Raw genomic sequence first — 17,003 nt, forward strand, 5'->3', positions numbered from 1 at the left:
GCTCAGCATTACTCCGCAGGCGCGACGTTCTCGCCGAACCATTTTTCTGACAGCTGCTTCAGCGTGCCATCTTTGATCATTGAAACTAACGCGGTATCCAGTGCCGCTTTCAGCTCCGGGTTGTTCTTCTGAATCGCAATCGCAGAACCCTGCCCTAACACGCCGCCGGAAAAGCCGTAACCGGTGCTGTTCACGGTATCGGTGTGTTTTTTCACATAGGCATTCAGGTTGGTACGTGACGCCATTACCGCATCAACGCGGCCGTTCAGCAGATCAGCAAAAGTTTCTGGTCCAGCCTGATAGGTGCGGATGGTGGCAACGTCAGCCAGATATTTGTTAAGGAAGTCAGCCTGAATAGTCGCGACCTGCACGGCGATGGTTTTGCCTTTGAATTTCGCTTTCAGCGCGTCGATGGCTTTGGTCATACCCGCCTCGTCACCTGCCAGTACAACTTCACCGTTGCCCGGTAAGGTATCAACCGCGCTGCCTTTTAGGGTGACAAAACCAGACACGCTCACGGTGTACTGATGGGTGAAATCCACCACTTCTTCACGCTTAGGTGTGACGGTTACAGCGTCAATCACCGCGTCATATTTGCCATCGACCAGGCCCGGGATCATGCCAGACCATTTCTGCGCCACGATTTCATATTTGAAACCGGCACGTTTCGCCAGCTCCGCCACCATATCAGGCTCATAGCCGACAATTTTGCCACTCGGCGTAGACTGGTTGAACGGAGGATAAGCCGCTTCAGTCGCGAATTTCAGTGTGCCAAAATCTTTTGCCTGCACCAGTGCAGAAGCAGCCAGCAGCAACAGGCCAGCAGAAGCAGTAAACAGCCCTTTACGCATCATCATAAAACCTCAGAGTTCATTATTTTAGGAGAGTAAATCGATGGCTAAACGGGCTAATGCCTGAGTGCCTGCATGAATGCTGCGTTCGTCGGGTTGATAATCCGAATTATGCAGATGGTCGTCGCGTCCTGGCGCACCGGATCCTATGTAGATCTGGCAACCTGGCGCCCGCTCGGTAAACAGGGAGAAGTCCTCCGCGCCAAAACTGGCGCTCGGTTTCGCCACAATCGGCTTACCAAACTGGTGCGATAGAATCGGTTCGAGCGCATCAATCAACGCATCATCATTCATCAACGGGGGCACGCCGCGTTGATAATTGACCTCAATGCGTGTGTTCAGCGACAGCGCCACGCCGGCACAGATACGCTTAAAAGCGTGCTCAATATGCGCGCGTGACTCAGGCGATTTCGCCCGAAAGGTGCCCTGAATCAGGCAGCTATCAGAAATGATGTTGTGCGTCGAGCCGCCGTGAATATGGCCGATAGTTAATACGGCAGAATTCGAAGGATCGAGCTCACGTGAAATGATGGTTTGCAGTTGGCTAATAAGGTTCACCGCCGCAATTATCGGATCGGTTCCCATGTGTGGGCGCGCAGCATGGGTAGATTTGCCGTGAACCACCACGTCAAATTCGTCGCTGGAAGCCGTGCTCGCGCCACGCGTCAACGCAATTTCACCTGCCGCCAACTCGGGTTTGTTGTGCAAAGTAATCGCCAGATCCACGCCCTCGGCCACGCCATCAGCAATCATCGCTTCGGCGCCACTCTCAGGCGTCTCTTCGGCTGGCTGGAAGATCAGCCGCGCCGTGCCTTTTAACTGGCTGCGATATTGCGCAACAATCGCCGCCACGCCAAGCAGCGTAGCCGTATGGATATCGTGGCCGCAGGCATGCATTTTGCCGGTGTAGGTGCTGCTAAACGGTAAACCGGTCTGCTCCTGAATCGGCAGCGCGTCCATATCGGCGCGGATCAGGATCGTTTTGCCCGGCTGTTCGCCCACAATGTCCACCACCACGCCGGTTTTGCCGATGCCCGTTTGAGGCGAAAGGCCAAGGCGCAACAGTTCCTGCTCGACAATGTGCGCGGTACGAATGGTGTCGAATCCGAGTTCGGGGTGCGCGTGAATATCACGGCGAATGGCAATAAGGTGCGCTTCCATGCTTTCGCTTTTGGCGCTGATGTCCCTGGCTAAAACATCTTTAAAGTCGGTCATGATGGCAATGATCTTTTCAGGCTGAAGCCTGGCCTTTATGGCATTTTTATGAAGATTGACCTCGTATTTATTCACAGCCATAGCAGGAATGCAACGCACAATACTCAATGTTACTTGCTGAAATATCGTGATATTTTGCTAATCCACTGCGTTTGCAGGATAAAAGCCCGTGATTGCATCTTCAGTCAGTTATAACATTCATAATCTCTCCGGGATCATCAGTTTTACTGATTTTGTAATTGAACAAAATCCGTCCACTTCTTCAGACATTTAAGGCTCTTTGACTTGCTCCAGCAACCACGCACGCACGGCCTGGACGCTCGCCTGCTCACGTGGACGCTGCGGGGAAACCAGATACCAACCTGCGTCAACGCTCATTTGTTGGGGAAATGCTGGCACTAAACGGCCACGGGCCAGATCGTTCTCGACAAAGTGCGGACTGGTAAGCGCCACGCCTTGCCCGCTGATTGCCGCTTCTAAGGCCAGCGCAGTCTGGTTAAAACGCAAATGATGTTGATGTTGTAGCGTGCTGCGCGGGAAAAGATACGAGAGAAACGCCGACCACAAATGGTGCCCGTCATGCAGCAAAACATAGCGTTGGAAGTTATCCCGATCCTGCGGATCGCCTGATTCAGCCAATAATTCCGGGCTGACCACAGCCACTACGCTTTGGCTGAACAACAGCGTTGCGTCCAGCCCGGCGCCGAACGGCGGCCGCCCGTAACGTACGGCCAAATCAACGCCTTCATGATGAAACTGCACCAATCTTTCTGAAGCCAGCACGCGCAGATCAATATCCGGCCATGCGGCGGTAAAAGCGGGTAAGCGAGGCAACATCCAACGGCTGGCAAAAGTTGGGGTAACGCTCAGGGTCAAACGATCCGGTTCGGGTCGCAGAGCACGCGTGGCCTCATCAATCAACTCAAACGCCTGGCGGACGCTCACCGCATATCCTGCTCCCGCCCCAGTCAGCGCCAATGTCCGCGGTAGCCTATCGAACAATTTCAGCCCAAGGCTACTCTCGAGTCCACGAATTTGCTGTGCCACCGCGCCCTGCGTCACGCCAAGCTCTTCAGCGGCGAGGCGAAAATTGAGATGACGCGTCACGGCTTCGAAGACTTTGAGCGCGTTAAGCGGCGGTAACGTGGGAAATCCCTGAGTCATCCTGTAGTTTTCCTATCGTCAATTGCGAATCAGACTGACTCTCTGCAGCTGAATTTAGACCCTATACTGCTATAAATCGACTTCTGAGAGAAAAAGGATCTGGATTATGACAGTAGAAAAAGTAGCAGTGATTATGGCTGGCGGCAGCGGTATGGGTGCAGCAGCCGCAGAAAAACTGGCGGCCGATGGCTATAAAGTTGCGATCCTTTCCTCTTCTGGCAAAGGGGAAGCGCTGGCTGAACGTCTGGGCGGATTGGGTATCACCGGATCAAACCAGTCAGTGGATGACTTGAATAAACTGGTTGAAGCCACGATGGATCGCTGGGGTCGCATTGATGTGCTGGTCAACAGTGCCGGTCATGGGCCGCGCGCGCCGATTCTGGAACTGACTGATAATGACTGGCAGGTCGGCATGGAAACCTATTTCCTGAACGTGGTACGAGCTGCGCGCCTGGTCACCCCAATTATGCAAAAACAGGGCGGTGGCAGCATCATCAACATCTCATCCGCCTGGACGTTTGAACCCACCGATATGTTCCCGACTTCAGCCGTGTTCCGCGCCGGGCTCGCCTCATTCACCAAAATTTTCGCAGATACCTTCGCAGCGGATAATATTCGTATCAACAATGTGTTGCCGGGCTGGATCGACAGCTTGCCTAAAAACGATGCTCGCCAGGATAGCGTACCGCTCAAGCGCTACGGCACCGCAGAAGAAGTCGCCGCCACCATCGCGTTTCTCGCCTCGCCCGGCGCGGCTTACATCACCGCTCAGAATATTCGTGTTGATGGAGGTGTCACCCACAGCGTGTAATATCGTTGTCTCCAGCCGCGTGAAGTCCCATTCTGCGCGGCTGGAGGCTCCTCTCCCGCCTTTGTCCTTCGCATAAACAAGACTGGTCTCGTCGATCGCTGTTTAAGAAATAGTCAGAATGTTCCTATCCGCTACCAGACCTTTCTGAACGCAGCCACTGATTATCCGATTAAACATTTTGACCCGAGGTGACTATGCAAACGATTTTACGTGCGCGCATCCATGCGCTTTTCAATCCTGAACGCCATCAAATTTGGCAGTGGATGCTGGCAGGCTGTGCGCTGTTTTGGATTGTGACGGTGATTGCCGTGATGGGCATTCGTTAAGTTAATGTGCCTGCAGTCGCCCGGTGAATTGCTCAGGCGGCAACAGTTCAAATGCCCTTTTCATCACCCGCGCTTCTTCAGCCGGACTGCGACCAAACAGGCGTTTAAACTCGCGATTAAACTGGGAATCACTTTCATAACCGACTCGCGCCGCGGCACCGGCTGCGGTGAGATTATCGCGAATCATCATCAAACGAGCCTGATGCAAACGCAGCGATTTAAGATATTGAATCGGAGACGTTTGCGTCACCGTTTTAAAATGCAGATGGAAACGCGGCACGCTCATCCCCGCTTCGTTTGCCAGGTGAGGTACATCCAGTGGCTGCTGCCAGTCAGCATGGATACGCTGCAGTGCACGAACAATGCGGCCAAAATGGCCCTGATAGGTCAGCGCCGCGCGCACTGCCCCACCCTGCTCGCCCATCAATATACGGAAGCAAATCTCCTCTACGCGCGCGGGTCCCAGCACTTTTGCCTCCAGTGGATCACTGAGCGCCTCCAGTAATCGCAACGTGCTTTCTGCCAGCACAACATTAATTTGCGTAGAGATAATCCCTGCCGGTGGCGCTGTGACCGCTGTATCAACTTCGGAAAGTTGTGCCACTAATCGCGCAATCATCGTGGCATCCAGACGGATTGCTATCCCCAGGAGTGGCTCTTCAGAAGTCGCTTCCGTCTCGGCGGAAAAGGGCAACGGCACCGACAGCACAAGATAATGCTGCGCATCGTAGCGATACATCTTATCGGCGAGAAAGGCGCGCTTCGAACCCTGACAAATAATGATGATGCTGGGCTCATACAGCACCGGCGTGCGCGCCCACTGTTGATCAGCACGCATAAAGCGCACGCCCTCCAGCAGGGATTCGGTATAGCCTTCCTGGCGCGCCAGTTGACGCAACAGGTGGCAGGTTTGCTGTTTTACCGTGTCTGACATGGATAGCGCTCCAGAGAGAGGTTCAGGCAAAGCATAACGATGGCGTTGTGACGTGCACAAGAGGAACGAGAGAATCAGGCAATAATGAGCTACGAATCGGTCTGTTGCGTTAAGTGGGATTTTTCAACAATGACCTCGTCAACTACACGAGGAATTACCCATGAATCAGCATGCAAAAGTGATTATTTTGACCGGTGCCAGCAGCGGAATTGGTGAAGGCATTGCCCGTCATCTGGCGCATCAAGGGCACAAACTGGTAATGGGTGCGCGCCGTACCGATCGACTGGCAAGCTTGTGCGATGAATTACGCCGTGAAGGTGCCAGCGTGGATTTTCTCGCAACGGATGTCACACAGCGAAGTGACACGCAAAAGCTGGCGGATTTCGCGCTGGAGGAATACGGACGCATTGATGTGATGATCAACAACGCAGGCGTCATGCCGCTTTCGCCGATGAGTTCAATGAAAGTTGAAGAGTGGGATTTAATGCTGGACGTCAACGTTCGCGGCGTGTTGTACGGTATCGCTGCGGTGCTGCCCACCATGCAGGCACAGCGCATGGGGCACATTATAAATATCGCTTCTGTGGGTGCTCTGACGGTTTCCCCCACTGCCGCGGTTTACTGCGCCACCAAATATGCGGTTCGCGCCATTTCCGATGGCCTGCGCCAGGAATCACGCGAACTGCGCGTTACAGTTATCAACCCCGGTGTGGTGGAATCTGAACTGGCAGACAGCATTAGCGACAGCGTGGCGCGCGAGGCAATGAAAAGCTATCGACAGATTGCACTCAAGCCTGATGCTATCGCCATGGCAGTCAGTTGGGCCATCGACCAGCCTGGCGAAGTCGACGTTAACGAAATCACCGTGCGCCCTACTGCCAGTGGGCATTGAGGGAAAATATCCCTGGCGATTTCAGGCTGAAATTCGCAAAAAACGCTGCGGCGTTTCCCCCATCAAACGGCGGAACATGGAGATAAATGCGCTGGGGCTTTGGTAGCCGAGTTGGTTGGCGGTGCGCAAAACCGTCTGCCCTTGCGCCAATTGCACCAGCGCTTCGGATAAACGTAGCTGCTGACGCCATTGCGTAAAGGTGATACCGGTTTGCTCGCGGAACAAGCGCGCCAGCGTACGTGAACTGGCACCCACGCGCTGGCCCCACTCTTCCAGCGTATCGCCACTGGCCGGCGTCGCCAGCAGCTGCTGGCAAATGTTGAGTAAACGGCGGTCGCTGGGTAGCGGCAGATTACACACCGGACCATCCGATGCACGGCGGATCTCATCCAGTAACAACGGCGAGATCAACTCCACACGCGCAACCTCTGGTTGAGATTGCAGTTCAATCTCAACCAGCGTTTTCATCAATGCCTGTAACAGCGGTGAGATCAACATGCTGCGTGCCTGCGGCCAAAATGCCCGCGCCAGTTTGGGATCGAGATACAAACTCGAGCTACGAATATCACTTAGAGCCGTCAACGCATGCGGTACACTGCCCGGCAGCCATAGCGCGCGACCTGGCGTCAAAGTCCAGGAAGCGGTTTGCGTTTGCACGCGCATCACGCCTTGCAAACAGAGCACCAACTGCGCCGCTTCATGCGCATGCAAGCGCTCTTCACGACCAGCCTGATAATGCATTTCGCGCGTGGCGAGTAATGGCAGTGCTGGCGTCATTTCCGCCGCAAGTGGTTTCTGCAACACCCTTTCACCCAATCCCGTTAAATTGCCGATTGATGTCTGCTCTGCGCTATTTGCGATTCAGAAGAAGCAAACCCGCCAGCAGGACGCTATCAAATAAGATAGTAATGATTATCATTTGTATCACTATTTGGGGCCATTGGAACATATCGGGGAAAATAAATGCCGGGTCATCGCACCTTTAAGCGCAAGCCACTGAGCATATTGCTGCTGATGCTGTTCAGCAGCGCATCAGGTTGGGCTGCTGAAAATAATAATAATTCGAACGCCACACTCACCGTGACAGCCAATAGCGTCGATAGCGATAGCGCAGATGCTGACAGCTGGAATCAGGTGGCGAAGAAAGCAGATTCTGTCACAAAAAGCACACGGCCAATTATCGAAACGCCACAAAGCATCTCAGTGATCACTCAGGCACAAATGGCTTCGCAGGGGGCATTGAATGTGCCACAAGCACTGCGTTACAACGCAGGAATCGGCGCGGAAGGCGGTGGTGCAGATTACCGGTTCGACGATATCTATATTCGTGGATTTGCCGCCGATGAATATCTGGATGGCCTGCGCCTGCCAACGGTGACTTATTGGTCGCGTCCGAATTACGACACTTTCCTGCTGGATCGTGTTGAAGTGGTCAAGGGCCCGAGTTCAGTGACGTTCGGCCAGGCGAGCCCTGGCGGCGTGATTAATCTGATGAGTAAGCGTCCGACTGCCGAACCCATTCACCAGATTTTTGTTAGCACTGGCAGCCATAATCTGTTCGAAACCGGACTCGATCTCTCTGGCGCCCTGGATAGCGATGAACACTGGCTGGGCCGCATCACCGGAACCTGGTCGCGAAATGACACGCAAGTCGATTACACCAAATACAAGCATTACGATATCGCGCCAGCGTTGACCTGGCAGCCAAATGACGACACGCGCCTGACGTTACTCGGTCAGTTCCGCAAAGATCCTTACACCGGTTTCTACAACCAGCTACCGCTGGAAGGCAGCCTGATCAAGCTGGCGCAGGGTAACTACTCTGACAAATTCTACGGAGGTCAGCCCGGCTTTGATTATTACCGTCGTGAGCAGGCCAGTATCGGTTATGACTTTATGCACAAGTTCGATGACGTCTGGAGCGTTCATCAGAACCTGCGCTACCTGCATACTAGCAGCGATTATCAGATGGTTTATCCCACTGCGACCCTCACCGATGGATCGGCCACCGTAAGCCGCGACAGTATGCGGGTTATCGAATCGTTCAACGCCTTCGATGTGGATACCAACCTGCAGGGCAATCTGGATACTGGCGCCATTAATCACGCGCTGACGCTGGGTGTCGATTTTGTGCATGATGATTTGCGGCAGAACAGCGGCTATGGCAGCGCTTCCGATATCAGCTACCTCAATCCGGATTACAGCACGCCGGTAGAATCGCCGTCGATCGATTATCACAGCCGCTCTTTCATGACCCAGCAAGGTATCTACCTGCAGGACAGCATGAAATGGAACAACTGGGTGCTAAACCTGGGCGGCCGCTATGACAAAGCGCAAACGCGTAGCCAGAACTGGGTCAGCGGAACGCGCACTGAGCTGAATGATTACGCCACCACCGGCCGCGCAGGTTTGCTGTATCACTTTGATAACGGCATCGCTCCTTACATCAGCTACGGCACGTCATTCCAGCCACAGGCGGGTACCTCCTTTGGCGGCGATCCGTTTAAACCGACCAAAGGCAAACAGTCGGAAGTGGGGATCAAGTATCAACCAAACGGCTTTAATGCGCTGTTAAGTGCTGCTCTCTACGATCTGCGCCAAACCAACGTGCTGACGGCCGATCCGGATCACGCAAATTACTCGGTTCAGACCGGAGAAATCCGTTCGCAAGGATTAGAGCTGGAGGCGAAAGCCAATGTCACCTCACGCTGGCTGGTCAACGCCTCCTATGCCCTGACTAACCCGAAAGTGCTGTCGGCCAATGACGATACGCAAGGTAAGCAGCCAGTGTCGATTGCCCGCCAGACTGCTGCACTGTGGACTGAATATGCCCTGCCGGGAGTGCTCGATGGCCTGACGATTGGCGGCGGCGGTCGTTATGTGGGTACCAGCTATGCCACCAGCGACAACAGCCTGAAAGTGCCGGCGGCGATGATCTACGATGCGATGATGCGCTATCGCTGGCAGGATTGGCAGCTCGGTCTGAATCTGCAAAACCTGACCGATAAGCAGTACATTAGCAACTGTAACGATCTAGGCTGTCACTTTGGCTTACGGCGTCAATTGATCGCCACGGTAAGTTATCAGTGGTAATCAGTCGTCGAACACTGATCAAGGGGGCGCTGGCAGGCGCTGCCCTTTTTCCGTTTCCGCTGCAGGCAAAAACCACGCCGCGTTGGGTGATCCTCGACTGGGGGATCACCGAAATGGCCCTGCTATTAGGCATCACGCCGGTTGGCATTGCCGCCCCCGACTGGTATCGCCGCCTGTTTAGCCAGCCTCCGCTTCCCGAGCAGGTCGCCGACGTGGGTTTGCTGTTCCAACCCAATTACGAAACCTTGTTTGAGCTGCGGCCAGACGTATTGCTGGTCACGCCGGCACACCGTATGGCCGAAGCCCAATTATCCCGCATTGCTCCGTTATCTTACTTTTCGACAAGTGGCCCCCATCCGTGGCAACTGGCGCAGCAGAATCTGCATGCGCTGGCACAGCTGGCAGATATCCGCACTCGCGCTGACGAAGTGATGGCAGGTTTGCTGCAACGCCTGGAGAGAGCGCGACAACAAGCCGTTCGCTTCAAAGACAAACCCATCTATTTACTGCATCCACTGGATACCCTGCATGTATTGGCTTTGGGCGCGGGTAGCCTGTTTTCAGATGTGCTGGGCTTGCTTGACCTGCCGCATCACACGCCGTTTGCGGTGGGCGCTCAGGGCTATGCCACGCTGGAACTGGATCAGCTCACGCAGTTGCCGCCAGGCTGGCTGGCGCTGCTTCCTTCCTGGCCAGAAATTGACCTCAACCCTGTGTTGCAATCTCCGTTGTGGCATACGCTGACACGGCCGGATGGGCATCGGCTCCTGGTGTTACCGGATGGCCTCTCAACGGAAGGGGGCGTACTCACCGCCGTGCGCTTCGCCGAAGCGCTGGTTAACGCGTTAAATGAGGCTCATCCATGAACCGTCATCCCGCCTCACTGACGCTATTACTGTTTGCGGTGGCGCTGATCCTTTGCCTTGAGCAGCTGGTGCACCAATTGCCGTGGCGCGATGCCTGGCAAGCGCTGCACCGCACCGCAATGCCCACGCTGGCACAACAGGTCTTCACGCTGATGTGGTTACCGCGTCAGGGTATGGCGATTTTATGCGGCCTGGCGTTGGGCTTTACCGGTGTGGTGATGCAACAAGCGCTACGCAACCCGTTAGCCGAACCGATGACGCTGGGCATTGCTTCAGGCGCAACCCTGGCGCTTTCCCTCACCACCTTGATGGCACCTGCATGGCTGCTGGTGGGCCGTGAATGGATTGCGCTCAGCGGCGCCATCATCGCCTTTGCGCTGGTTTTTCTGCTCAGTTTACGTCAGGGATTTACTCCGCTGGCTTTGACGCTGGCGGGTATGCTGGTGAACCTTTATTGCGGTGCTGCCAATCTACTGCTGTCGATCATTTATGATCGTTCGCTGTCCGCCGTGTATATCTGGGGTGGCGGCTCGCTGGCGCAGGAGAATACGCACGCATTGTGGTGGCTAATGCCTCGCTTGCTGCTCGCTGCGTTTCCCGTGCTACTGATTCTACGTCCATTACGCCTGCTGGCACTGGATGAACGGGTTACCCGCTCTATCGGCTTGCCTGCCGGATGGGTGCGTGGCATTGCGATACTTTCTGCATTACTGATCAGCAGCCTGGTGATCAGTGTGGTGGGCGTCATCGGTTTTATCGCGCTCGCTGCGCCCCATCTGGCGGCACTGGTTGGTGCAAAAAACCTGCGCCAGAAGCTTCTCTGGTCACCGTTGCTGGCCGCCGGTTTACTGTGGCTGACCGATCAGTGGGTCAGTCGCCTCAATGGTATTGATGGCTTGCTGATCCCCACCGGGATGATGACCGCGCTGGCAGGTGCACCGCTGTTACTGTGGTTTTTGCCGCGCCTGCGCCATTTTTTCCAGCCCGATGTAAACGAGCCTCAACCTGCTCCCTTCCCGGCCCGACGTTTCACCCGCTTTCCGGTGATAGCCCTGTTTATCGTGATGCTGGTTGTCGCGCTTGCCTTTGCTCATGGGGTAAATGGCTGGCGCTGGAACACTTTCGCAGAGATCCAGGTGATGTTGCCGTTTCGCCTGCCGCGCCTGCTGGCCGCTATCGCCGCCGGTGTGCTGCTGGCAGCGGCCGGGGTTATTTTGCAGCGCATCAGCCGCAATCCGATGGCCAGCCCGGAACTGCTCGGTATCGGCGCTGGCGCCTCACTGGGTATTACCGTGCAACTTTTACTCTGGCCGATGGCAGCTATGCCGGTGATGATCGCCAGTAGTGCGGCAGGTGCGTTGATCACACTGGGGATAACGTTGTGGCAGGCGCGTCACTATGCTCTCAATCCACAACGCATGTTGCTAAGCGGGCTGGCCATTACTGCGCTTTTCCAGTCCGTTGCCGCCATCATCATCAGCAACAACGGTGTAGCAGCCGCGATGCTGCGCCAGTTGATGACCGGATCCACTTATTACGTCAGCACGCCGATTGCGCTGATCGCTTTCACCCTCGCACTGTTATTGCTGGCACTCACTCCCCTGCTGCGACGAGCGATGTTGCTTTTGCCACTGCAGCAGATTCCCTCCTCGCTTGGGCTGAACGTTACTCAATCCCGGCTGTTGCTGATGCTGCTGGCTGCGGCGATGACCGGTGTTGCCACCTTAATTGTCGGGCCACTGTCGTTTATCGGCTTACTTGGTCCGCCAGCTGGGCGCGCGTAAACCCATGGAACAGATGCTCTTCGCCGCGGTGATCGCCGCCATTTTGATGATGCTCGCCGACTGGACGGGCAGCAACCTGCTCTATCCACGGCAAATTCCTGCCGGCCTGATGGCAACCCTGATGGGTGGACCCTGGTTGGCATTGTTGCTGTGGCGGCCGTTGAATAGCACAAGCTCTTAGGAGATAAGGTGTCGATTTATTTGATGTTACTGCGCACTGCCGGTGCGCTGTTTTTTGTCGCGCTGGCCTGTAGCGTGATCGGTGGCTTGAGCAATGCGGCGCTGCTGGCATTGATCAATCAGGGATTAAGCGCAACAGATGCGCAACGCTGGCAACTGGCGTGGCAGTTTGCCCTGCTGGCGCTGCTGATGCTGGGCACGCGCACCCTGAGTCAATCCCTGTTTATGGCAATGGGTCAGCGCTGCAAAGCCGAGTTGCGCCGCAAGCTGGTCCAGCAAGTAGCGGATGCCGGTTATGCCGATCTGGAACAGCACGGCATGCCGCGTGCCCTCAGCGTTTTGACGCAGGATCTCGACCAGGTGGTGGTGTTCTTTATTGCCTTGCCGGGTTTTGTCATGTCGCTGGCGGTAATCATCGGCTGCATGGGCTATCTCGGTTATCTGTCGCTGACCGTGATGGTCATTGCACTTATCACGGTGTTGATAGGCTCACTCGGTTACAGTGGAGTGCATCGGCGCGCCTTACAACTGATGCGCCAGTCACGTCAGCGTGAAGAGACGCTGACTGGTGAGGTAAGCGCGCTGTTCAGCGGCGCGAAAGAACTGCGCTTACACGCCCTGCGCAAACAGGCATTTCTGCATAACAAACTCTTCATTACCATCGAGCAGGTGCGCGTGGAGCGTACGCGCGGTTACGTGCTGTATGCACTGGCCAACATTTGGGCCAGCGTCTTCTTTTTTGCCTTCATTGGCGTGGTGATGTTTTTACTCGCCAGCATGCTGGATCTGCACGGCACGGCGATGTCAGGTTTCGCAATGGTATTTCTTTATATGATCGTGCCGATTGAGACAGCGCTCGCCGCCCTGCCCGGCCTGACCCTAACGCAGGTTGCACTCAAACGCATTCAAGCCATGCAGCAACAGTTGCCCCCTGAGCAAACAACCTTTGCTGCACCGCCGCTCAGTTTCCATCAGCTGGAACTGCGCGACATCACCTTTCAGCATGAAGCATTTCAGCTCGGCCCACTCTCATTGCAGTTTCGTCCCGGTGAGCTGGTGTATCTGACGGGCGGCAACGGCAGCGGTAAAACCACGCTGGCACGACTGCTCACCGGCTTATATCAGGCGGATAGCGGCCAACTGCTGCTGGACGGTGAAGTGATCAATGAGAGCAATCGCGCCAGTTTTCGTCAGCTATTTTCTGCCGTGTTTAATGATTTTCATCTGTTTGAGGATTTGCAAGGCATCGACAGCACGCGCTGGAATGACGAGGCGCACGGCCTGCTGGATGCCCTGCAATTAACCCGCAAAGTGACGCTGGTGGAAGGCACTTTCTCTACGCTGGCGCTCTCCACCGGGCAGCGTAAACGTCTGGCGCTGCTGGTGGCGTGGCTGGAAAATCGTCCATTTTATCTGTTTGATGAATGGGCCGCCGATCAGGATCCGGCGTTTCGCGAGGTGTTTTACCACCAGCTGCTCCCCGCGCTGAAAGCGCGAGGAAAAACCGTTCTGGTGATCACTCATGACGATCGCTATTTCCACCTCGCCGATCGCTGTTTGAAGCTGGAACTGGGGCAGTTAGTTAGCGCTTAAGCCTGGCGGCAGCAGCTTCTGTGGCCTCGCGACGGCGAGTAATAAAGTCATGCATCTGCTTTTGCGCCTGCGCCAGTCGTTCGGGCGAGGCGCTGCGCGGTGAACCCGCATGAAACGGTGGCGCGGGATCGTACTCCATCTGCAGCTGAATGTTTTCCGCCACGTCGCGGCCAAACAGTTCTTCCGCTACGGTGAGGGCGAAATCGATCCCAGACGTGACACCCGCGCCGGTTATCCGATTTCGGTCACGTACCACGCGTTCAGCCACCGGCGTTGCACCCAACAAGCTGAGCTGATCCAGCGATCCCCAATGCGAAGTGGCACGATATCCCTGCAATAAACCCGCGGCTCCTAGCACCAGTGAACCGGTACATACCGATGTCACCCATTGGGCTTGTTCGGCCTTTTGCCGCACAAAATCCAGCGTCTCTTCATCATCCATCAGCGCTATTTGTCCCGGACCGCCGGGGATGCAGATCAGGTCCAGAGGAGGACACTCGGAAAAAGTTGTGGTCGGCACAATGGCTAAACCACGGTCGGACATCACCGGTTGCCGATCCTTCCAGATGAGATAATTGTTCACGCCGGGCATGCGAGCAAAGACTTCCCACGGACCGGTGAGATCGAGTTGAGTGAGATGAGGGAACAGCAGCAGACCAATATTGAACGGCGAAGAGACGGCCATAATAGGCTCCGAGTAGGGGGCAGAGCGTTATCATGGCCTTGATACGAAAATGAATGCAACGGGTTAATTCATCAGCGGTTTTGCCACCGGTGCTTTCACGCCATCAGCCAGCGCGAACAAAGCTTCGACACGGGCTTTCTCTTTGTCGTCAACCGGGATCAGCACACCACACACCACAAACACCGCCACGTTACCCGCCAGGCCAACGATGCCGCTGGTCAGCGAGCCAAGCGCCGGTATGTCATCCGGGAAGAACACGGTGAGCACGATAGCGATAATAATCCCGGTCATCATGCCCATTAGCGCACCTTGTTTGTTACCAAAGCGGCTAAAGATGCCAAAGAACAATGGCACCGCCAGCTGAATGATCCCCTGATAGGAGATCTGCGCCAGCAGCTGTAAACGGGAATAGTTGAAGGTGAAGTACGCCAAGAGCGCGGCAGCGACAATAAATACCACCATGCCCGATTTAGCCAGCACCGTCAGTTGACGATCGCTACGCGGTTTATTCCAGGTCGCCAGATCGTTGGCAAACTGCGTACCACATACCTGCACGCATCCATCAACGTGACCAATACTGGCAGCAAGAACAATCACCAGCGCCAACGCCAGCAACCACGGGCCGCCTTGATCAAACAGCGCCGTGAAGAAACCATTTTGTGGATTGGCCTGCACGTTAGGATCCTGACTGACCGCCGTGGCGAACAGCATCAAGATGGCATAGAAACCGCCCACCAGCAGAATCGTCAGCAAGGTGCCTTTCTTGACCGCACGGATGCCGCTGGCGGTATAAATGCGCTGGAAGCTCATCGGCCAGCACATTGACCCAATCACGCCAGTGAAGATGAGGCTGAACATATACCAGGGACCATAATGCGAACCCTCCGCGCCCGGAATCTGCAGCATCGCTGGTGGCAACGTCGCCAGTTGGCCGAAGCCATGATCGCCACCAAACAGCAGCACCACGCACACCAGCGCGCCCAAACCATAAGCGATGATGCCCTGATACATATCCGTCATGATCAAACCGCGCATGCCCATGCTGACAGTCCAGTACTGACGCACCAGAATCAGCAACACGCCCGCGATGAGGCAGGTGGTGACACTCCAGCGACCAAAACTGGCAAACTCAACCAACAACGCCAGTGCCTGTATGCCCATCACTACCCACGGGAATACACAGATGATGCCGATAATCGACGCCACACGTTTCACCGCCGGGCTATTGAAACGCATACCGAGCAGATCGGGTTGCGTCGTCAGATTAAAGTGCTGGCCCCATTTCCATGCGCGGCGCGCCATTAAATACATGGCCGTCACGCCGAGCGTCGAGTACACCGCGCCATAGAAGCCGATCACCCCGCTCACCGATAGTGAGAAGAAAGCGGTGAAGGTCGCTCCCGGCCACCACGAGTTGGTATAACTCATGGCGATATACCACGGCCCATAGGATCGACCGCCGACGGCGTAATCAGAAAATGAGGTGCTTTTACGGTTGGTGGCATACAGCACGGCAATCATGATCGCCAGGAACAGGCCAATCATGCCAAAGGTAATTAAATAATGGGGTTCTGCTGCGTTGATTTTCATGCGACTTCCTCATCATCCGGAATTTCGCCAAACGCGCATTCCGCCAGATACATAACCCATAATCCCACACCAAGGAATACCGCAATCGCGAGCCAATAAACGATCGGCAGAGGTATCCCCAGTAATAACGCGCTACTTCCGCTGACGCTTAAATAAAGCGGTGGACAAAGTGCCAGCAGCAATAATGCCAACAGGTATAGGGCGAAGATTTTATTTTTAATGCTTATGCGGGCGCGTAATTGCTGCGCCATGACCATCGAACTCATAATAACCTCCTCAATATTACTTGACGGTTGCGCACTCCTTTACCTGCTGAATATCAGCATTTCCCCTTTGGTGTAACCTCAACAGCAGACAGCAAAAAGCACTGTCCGAAAATACGACGGACGGATAGTGTTACAGACTATCTTACAAGGACTTAAGCTCTTTAGGTGGTACTTACAACGCGCGCAGCCAGTTTTCCCAGTCGGGATGATTCAGCACGCTGCGCGCACGTAAATGCTTCCAGGCACCATATTTCGAAAAATCAAAATCGATATCGGCCACATGATGTTGAATAATGGCCCAGGTTGACCATTTCATATCCGCCAGATATTTATGAATTTGCACGCGAGCAAATAATGCCGCATCCACTTTGCCGAAATAGTCCTCCAGTAATTCTTGTTCTATTTTCGGGGTAAAAAACATTTCGCCAAACCACAGCGCTAATTCATAACAGCGATCATTATTTGATGCGTATTCAAAATCGACCAGGCGGACATCGTTTTGCGCGTTAAGCATGAAGTTACCCGCCAGCGTGTCATTCATGCACGGCACCAAATCTAATCCCGCCGCTTCTAACGCCTGCTGCGCGCGCTGTGCCTGCTTGTGCAACCAGGCAGAATCAGCAGAAAACGGGACATTGAGTGCACTGACTTGCTCAATATGTTCGTTTAGCATGTCGAATACCGTTTTATTCTGCTTGAGCAATGGCTGATCGTTGAAGCTTTTCAAGCCCTGCAACGCACGATGGCGAATCG

Annotated in this window: 15 protein-coding genes and 1 pseudogene; 7 read left to right on the forward strand and 9 right to left on the reverse strand. The window is 54.9% G+C overall.

Annotation, left to right across the window (positions count from 1 at the left end; translation table 11 throughout):
* Window positions 1–8: 8 nt before the first annotated feature.
* From ACXI0A_RS24210 to ACXI0A_RS24220, 3 genes are all read right to left on the reverse strand, one after another.
* Entirely contained in the window at window positions 9–857 is an 849-nt protein-coding gene (locus tag ACXI0A_RS24210; RefSeq protein ID WP_476146559.1) for a transporter substrate-binding domain-containing protein, read from the reverse strand.
* Between the two features lie 21 nt (window positions 858–878).
* Window positions 879–2,066, reverse strand: a complete 1,188-nt coding sequence (locus ACXI0A_RS24215) for an amidohydrolase (protein ID WP_476146557.1) — start codon at window positions 2,064–2,066, stop codon at window positions 879–881.
* A 270-nt stretch (window positions 2,067–2,336) separates the two neighbouring features.
* Entirely contained in the window at window positions 2,337–3,230 is an 894-nt protein-coding gene (locus ACXI0A_RS24220; protein WP_476146556.1) for a LysR substrate-binding domain-containing protein, read from the reverse strand.
* 106 nt (window positions 3,231–3,336) lie between these two features.
* On the opposite strand from ACXI0A_RS24220, the gene ACXI0A_RS24225 reads away from it, so the two are divergent.
* Window positions 3,337–4,041, forward strand: a complete 705-nt coding sequence (locus tag ACXI0A_RS24225; protein WP_476146554.1) for an SDR family oxidoreductase — start codon at window positions 3,337–3,339, stop codon at window positions 4,039–4,041.
* Window positions 4,042–4,235: 194 nt separating this feature from the next.
* The gene (locus ACXI0A_RS24230; protein ID WP_476146552.1) at window positions 4,236–4,367 is read left to right on the forward strand and encodes a hypothetical protein; all 132 of its coding nucleotides are present in this window, start codon (window positions 4,236–4,238) and stop codon (window positions 4,365–4,367) included.
* A gap of 1 nt (window position 4,368) precedes the next feature.
* Here the strand turns inward: ACXI0A_RS24230 and ACXI0A_RS24235 are convergent, their stop codons facing one another.
* Entirely contained in the window at window positions 4,369–5,301 is a 933-nt protein-coding gene (locus tag ACXI0A_RS24235) for an AraC family transcriptional regulator N-terminal domain-containing protein (RefSeq protein WP_476146550.1), read from the reverse strand.
* Between the two features lie 160 nt (window positions 5,302–5,461).
* Between ACXI0A_RS24235 and ACXI0A_RS24240 the strand changes: the two genes are divergently transcribed.
* Window positions 5,462–6,193 (forward strand): SDR family NAD(P)-dependent oxidoreductase, encoded by a 732-nt coding sequence (locus ACXI0A_RS24240; RefSeq protein ID WP_476146548.1) that lies wholly within the window; start codon window positions 5,462–5,464, stop codon window positions 6,191–6,193.
* Between the two features lie 21 nt (window positions 6,194–6,214).
* Here the strand turns inward: ACXI0A_RS24240 and ACXI0A_RS24245 are convergent, their stop codons facing one another.
* Window positions 6,215–6,997: a helix-turn-helix domain-containing protein gene (locus ACXI0A_RS24245; protein WP_476146546.1), complete on the reverse strand. Its 783-nt coding sequence runs from the start codon at window positions 6,995–6,997 to the stop codon at window positions 6,215–6,217.
* A 159-nt stretch (window positions 6,998–7,156) separates the two neighbouring features.
* Here ACXI0A_RS24245 and ACXI0A_RS24250 point away from each other — a divergent pair, with 159 nt between their 5' ends.
* The 4 genes and pseudogenes from ACXI0A_RS24250 (at window position 7,157) to ACXI0A_RS24265 (ending at window position 13,709) form a co-directional block, all read left to right on the forward strand.
* The gene (locus tag ACXI0A_RS24250) at window positions 7,157–9,286 is read left to right on the forward strand and encodes a TonB-dependent siderophore receptor (RefSeq protein WP_476146544.1); all 2,130 of its coding nucleotides are present in this window, start codon (window positions 7,157–7,159) and stop codon (window positions 9,284–9,286) included.
* A complete protein-coding gene (locus tag ACXI0A_RS24255; RefSeq protein ID WP_476146542.1) occupies window positions 9,280–10,152 on the forward strand; it encodes an ABC transporter substrate-binding protein in 873 nt (290 codons plus the stop codon). Before ACXI0A_RS24250 ends, ACXI0A_RS24255 begins: the two co-directional genes overlap by 7 nt.
* A pseudogene (gene fhuB / locus ACXI0A_RS24260) lies at window positions 10,149–12,117 on the forward strand (Fe(3+)-hydroxamate ABC transporter permease FhuB). Before ACXI0A_RS24255 ends, fhuB begins: the two are co-directional and overlap by 4 nt.
* Window positions 12,118–12,125: 8 nt before the next feature.
* On the forward strand, window positions 12,126–13,709 hold the full coding sequence (locus ACXI0A_RS24265) for a cyclic peptide export ABC transporter (protein ID WP_479485301.1): 1,584 nt from the start codon (window positions 12,126–12,128) through the stop codon (window positions 13,707–13,709).
* Here the strand turns inward: ACXI0A_RS24265 and ACXI0A_RS24270 are convergent.
* The 4 genes from ACXI0A_RS24270 to ACXI0A_RS24285 all read right to left on the reverse strand — a co-directional run bounded on the left by ACXI0A_RS24270 (window position 13,699) and on the right by ACXI0A_RS24285 (window position 16,986).
* The gene (locus tag ACXI0A_RS24270; RefSeq protein WP_476146538.1) at window positions 13,699–14,394 is read right to left on the reverse strand and encodes a DJ-1/PfpI family protein; all 696 of its coding nucleotides are present in this window, start codon (window positions 14,392–14,394) and stop codon (window positions 13,699–13,701) included. The two genes, ACXI0A_RS24265 and ACXI0A_RS24270, sit on opposite strands and share 11 nt — an antisense overlap.
* Window positions 14,395–14,457: 63 nt before the next feature.
* Complete coding sequence (locus tag ACXI0A_RS24275; RefSeq protein ID WP_476146537.1) at window positions 14,458–15,984, reverse strand: sodium:solute symporter family transporter; 1,527 nt, start codon at window positions 15,982–15,984, stop codon at window positions 14,458–14,460.
* Entirely contained in the window at window positions 15,981–16,250 is a 270-nt protein-coding gene (locus ACXI0A_RS24280; RefSeq protein WP_034822302.1) for a hypothetical protein, read from the reverse strand. The genes ACXI0A_RS24275 and ACXI0A_RS24280 overlap by 4 nt, the downstream gene beginning before the upstream one ends.
* 172 nt (window positions 16,251–16,422) lie before the next feature.
* Window positions 16,423–16,986: a phosphotransferase family protein gene (locus ACXI0A_RS24285; protein WP_479485302.1), complete on the reverse strand. Its 564-nt coding sequence runs from the start codon at window positions 16,984–16,986 to the stop codon at window positions 16,423–16,425.
* Between the last annotated feature and the right edge of the window lie 17 nt (window positions 16,987–17,003).

It is taken from the genome of Pantoea sp. C1E2, assembly GCF_056491465.1.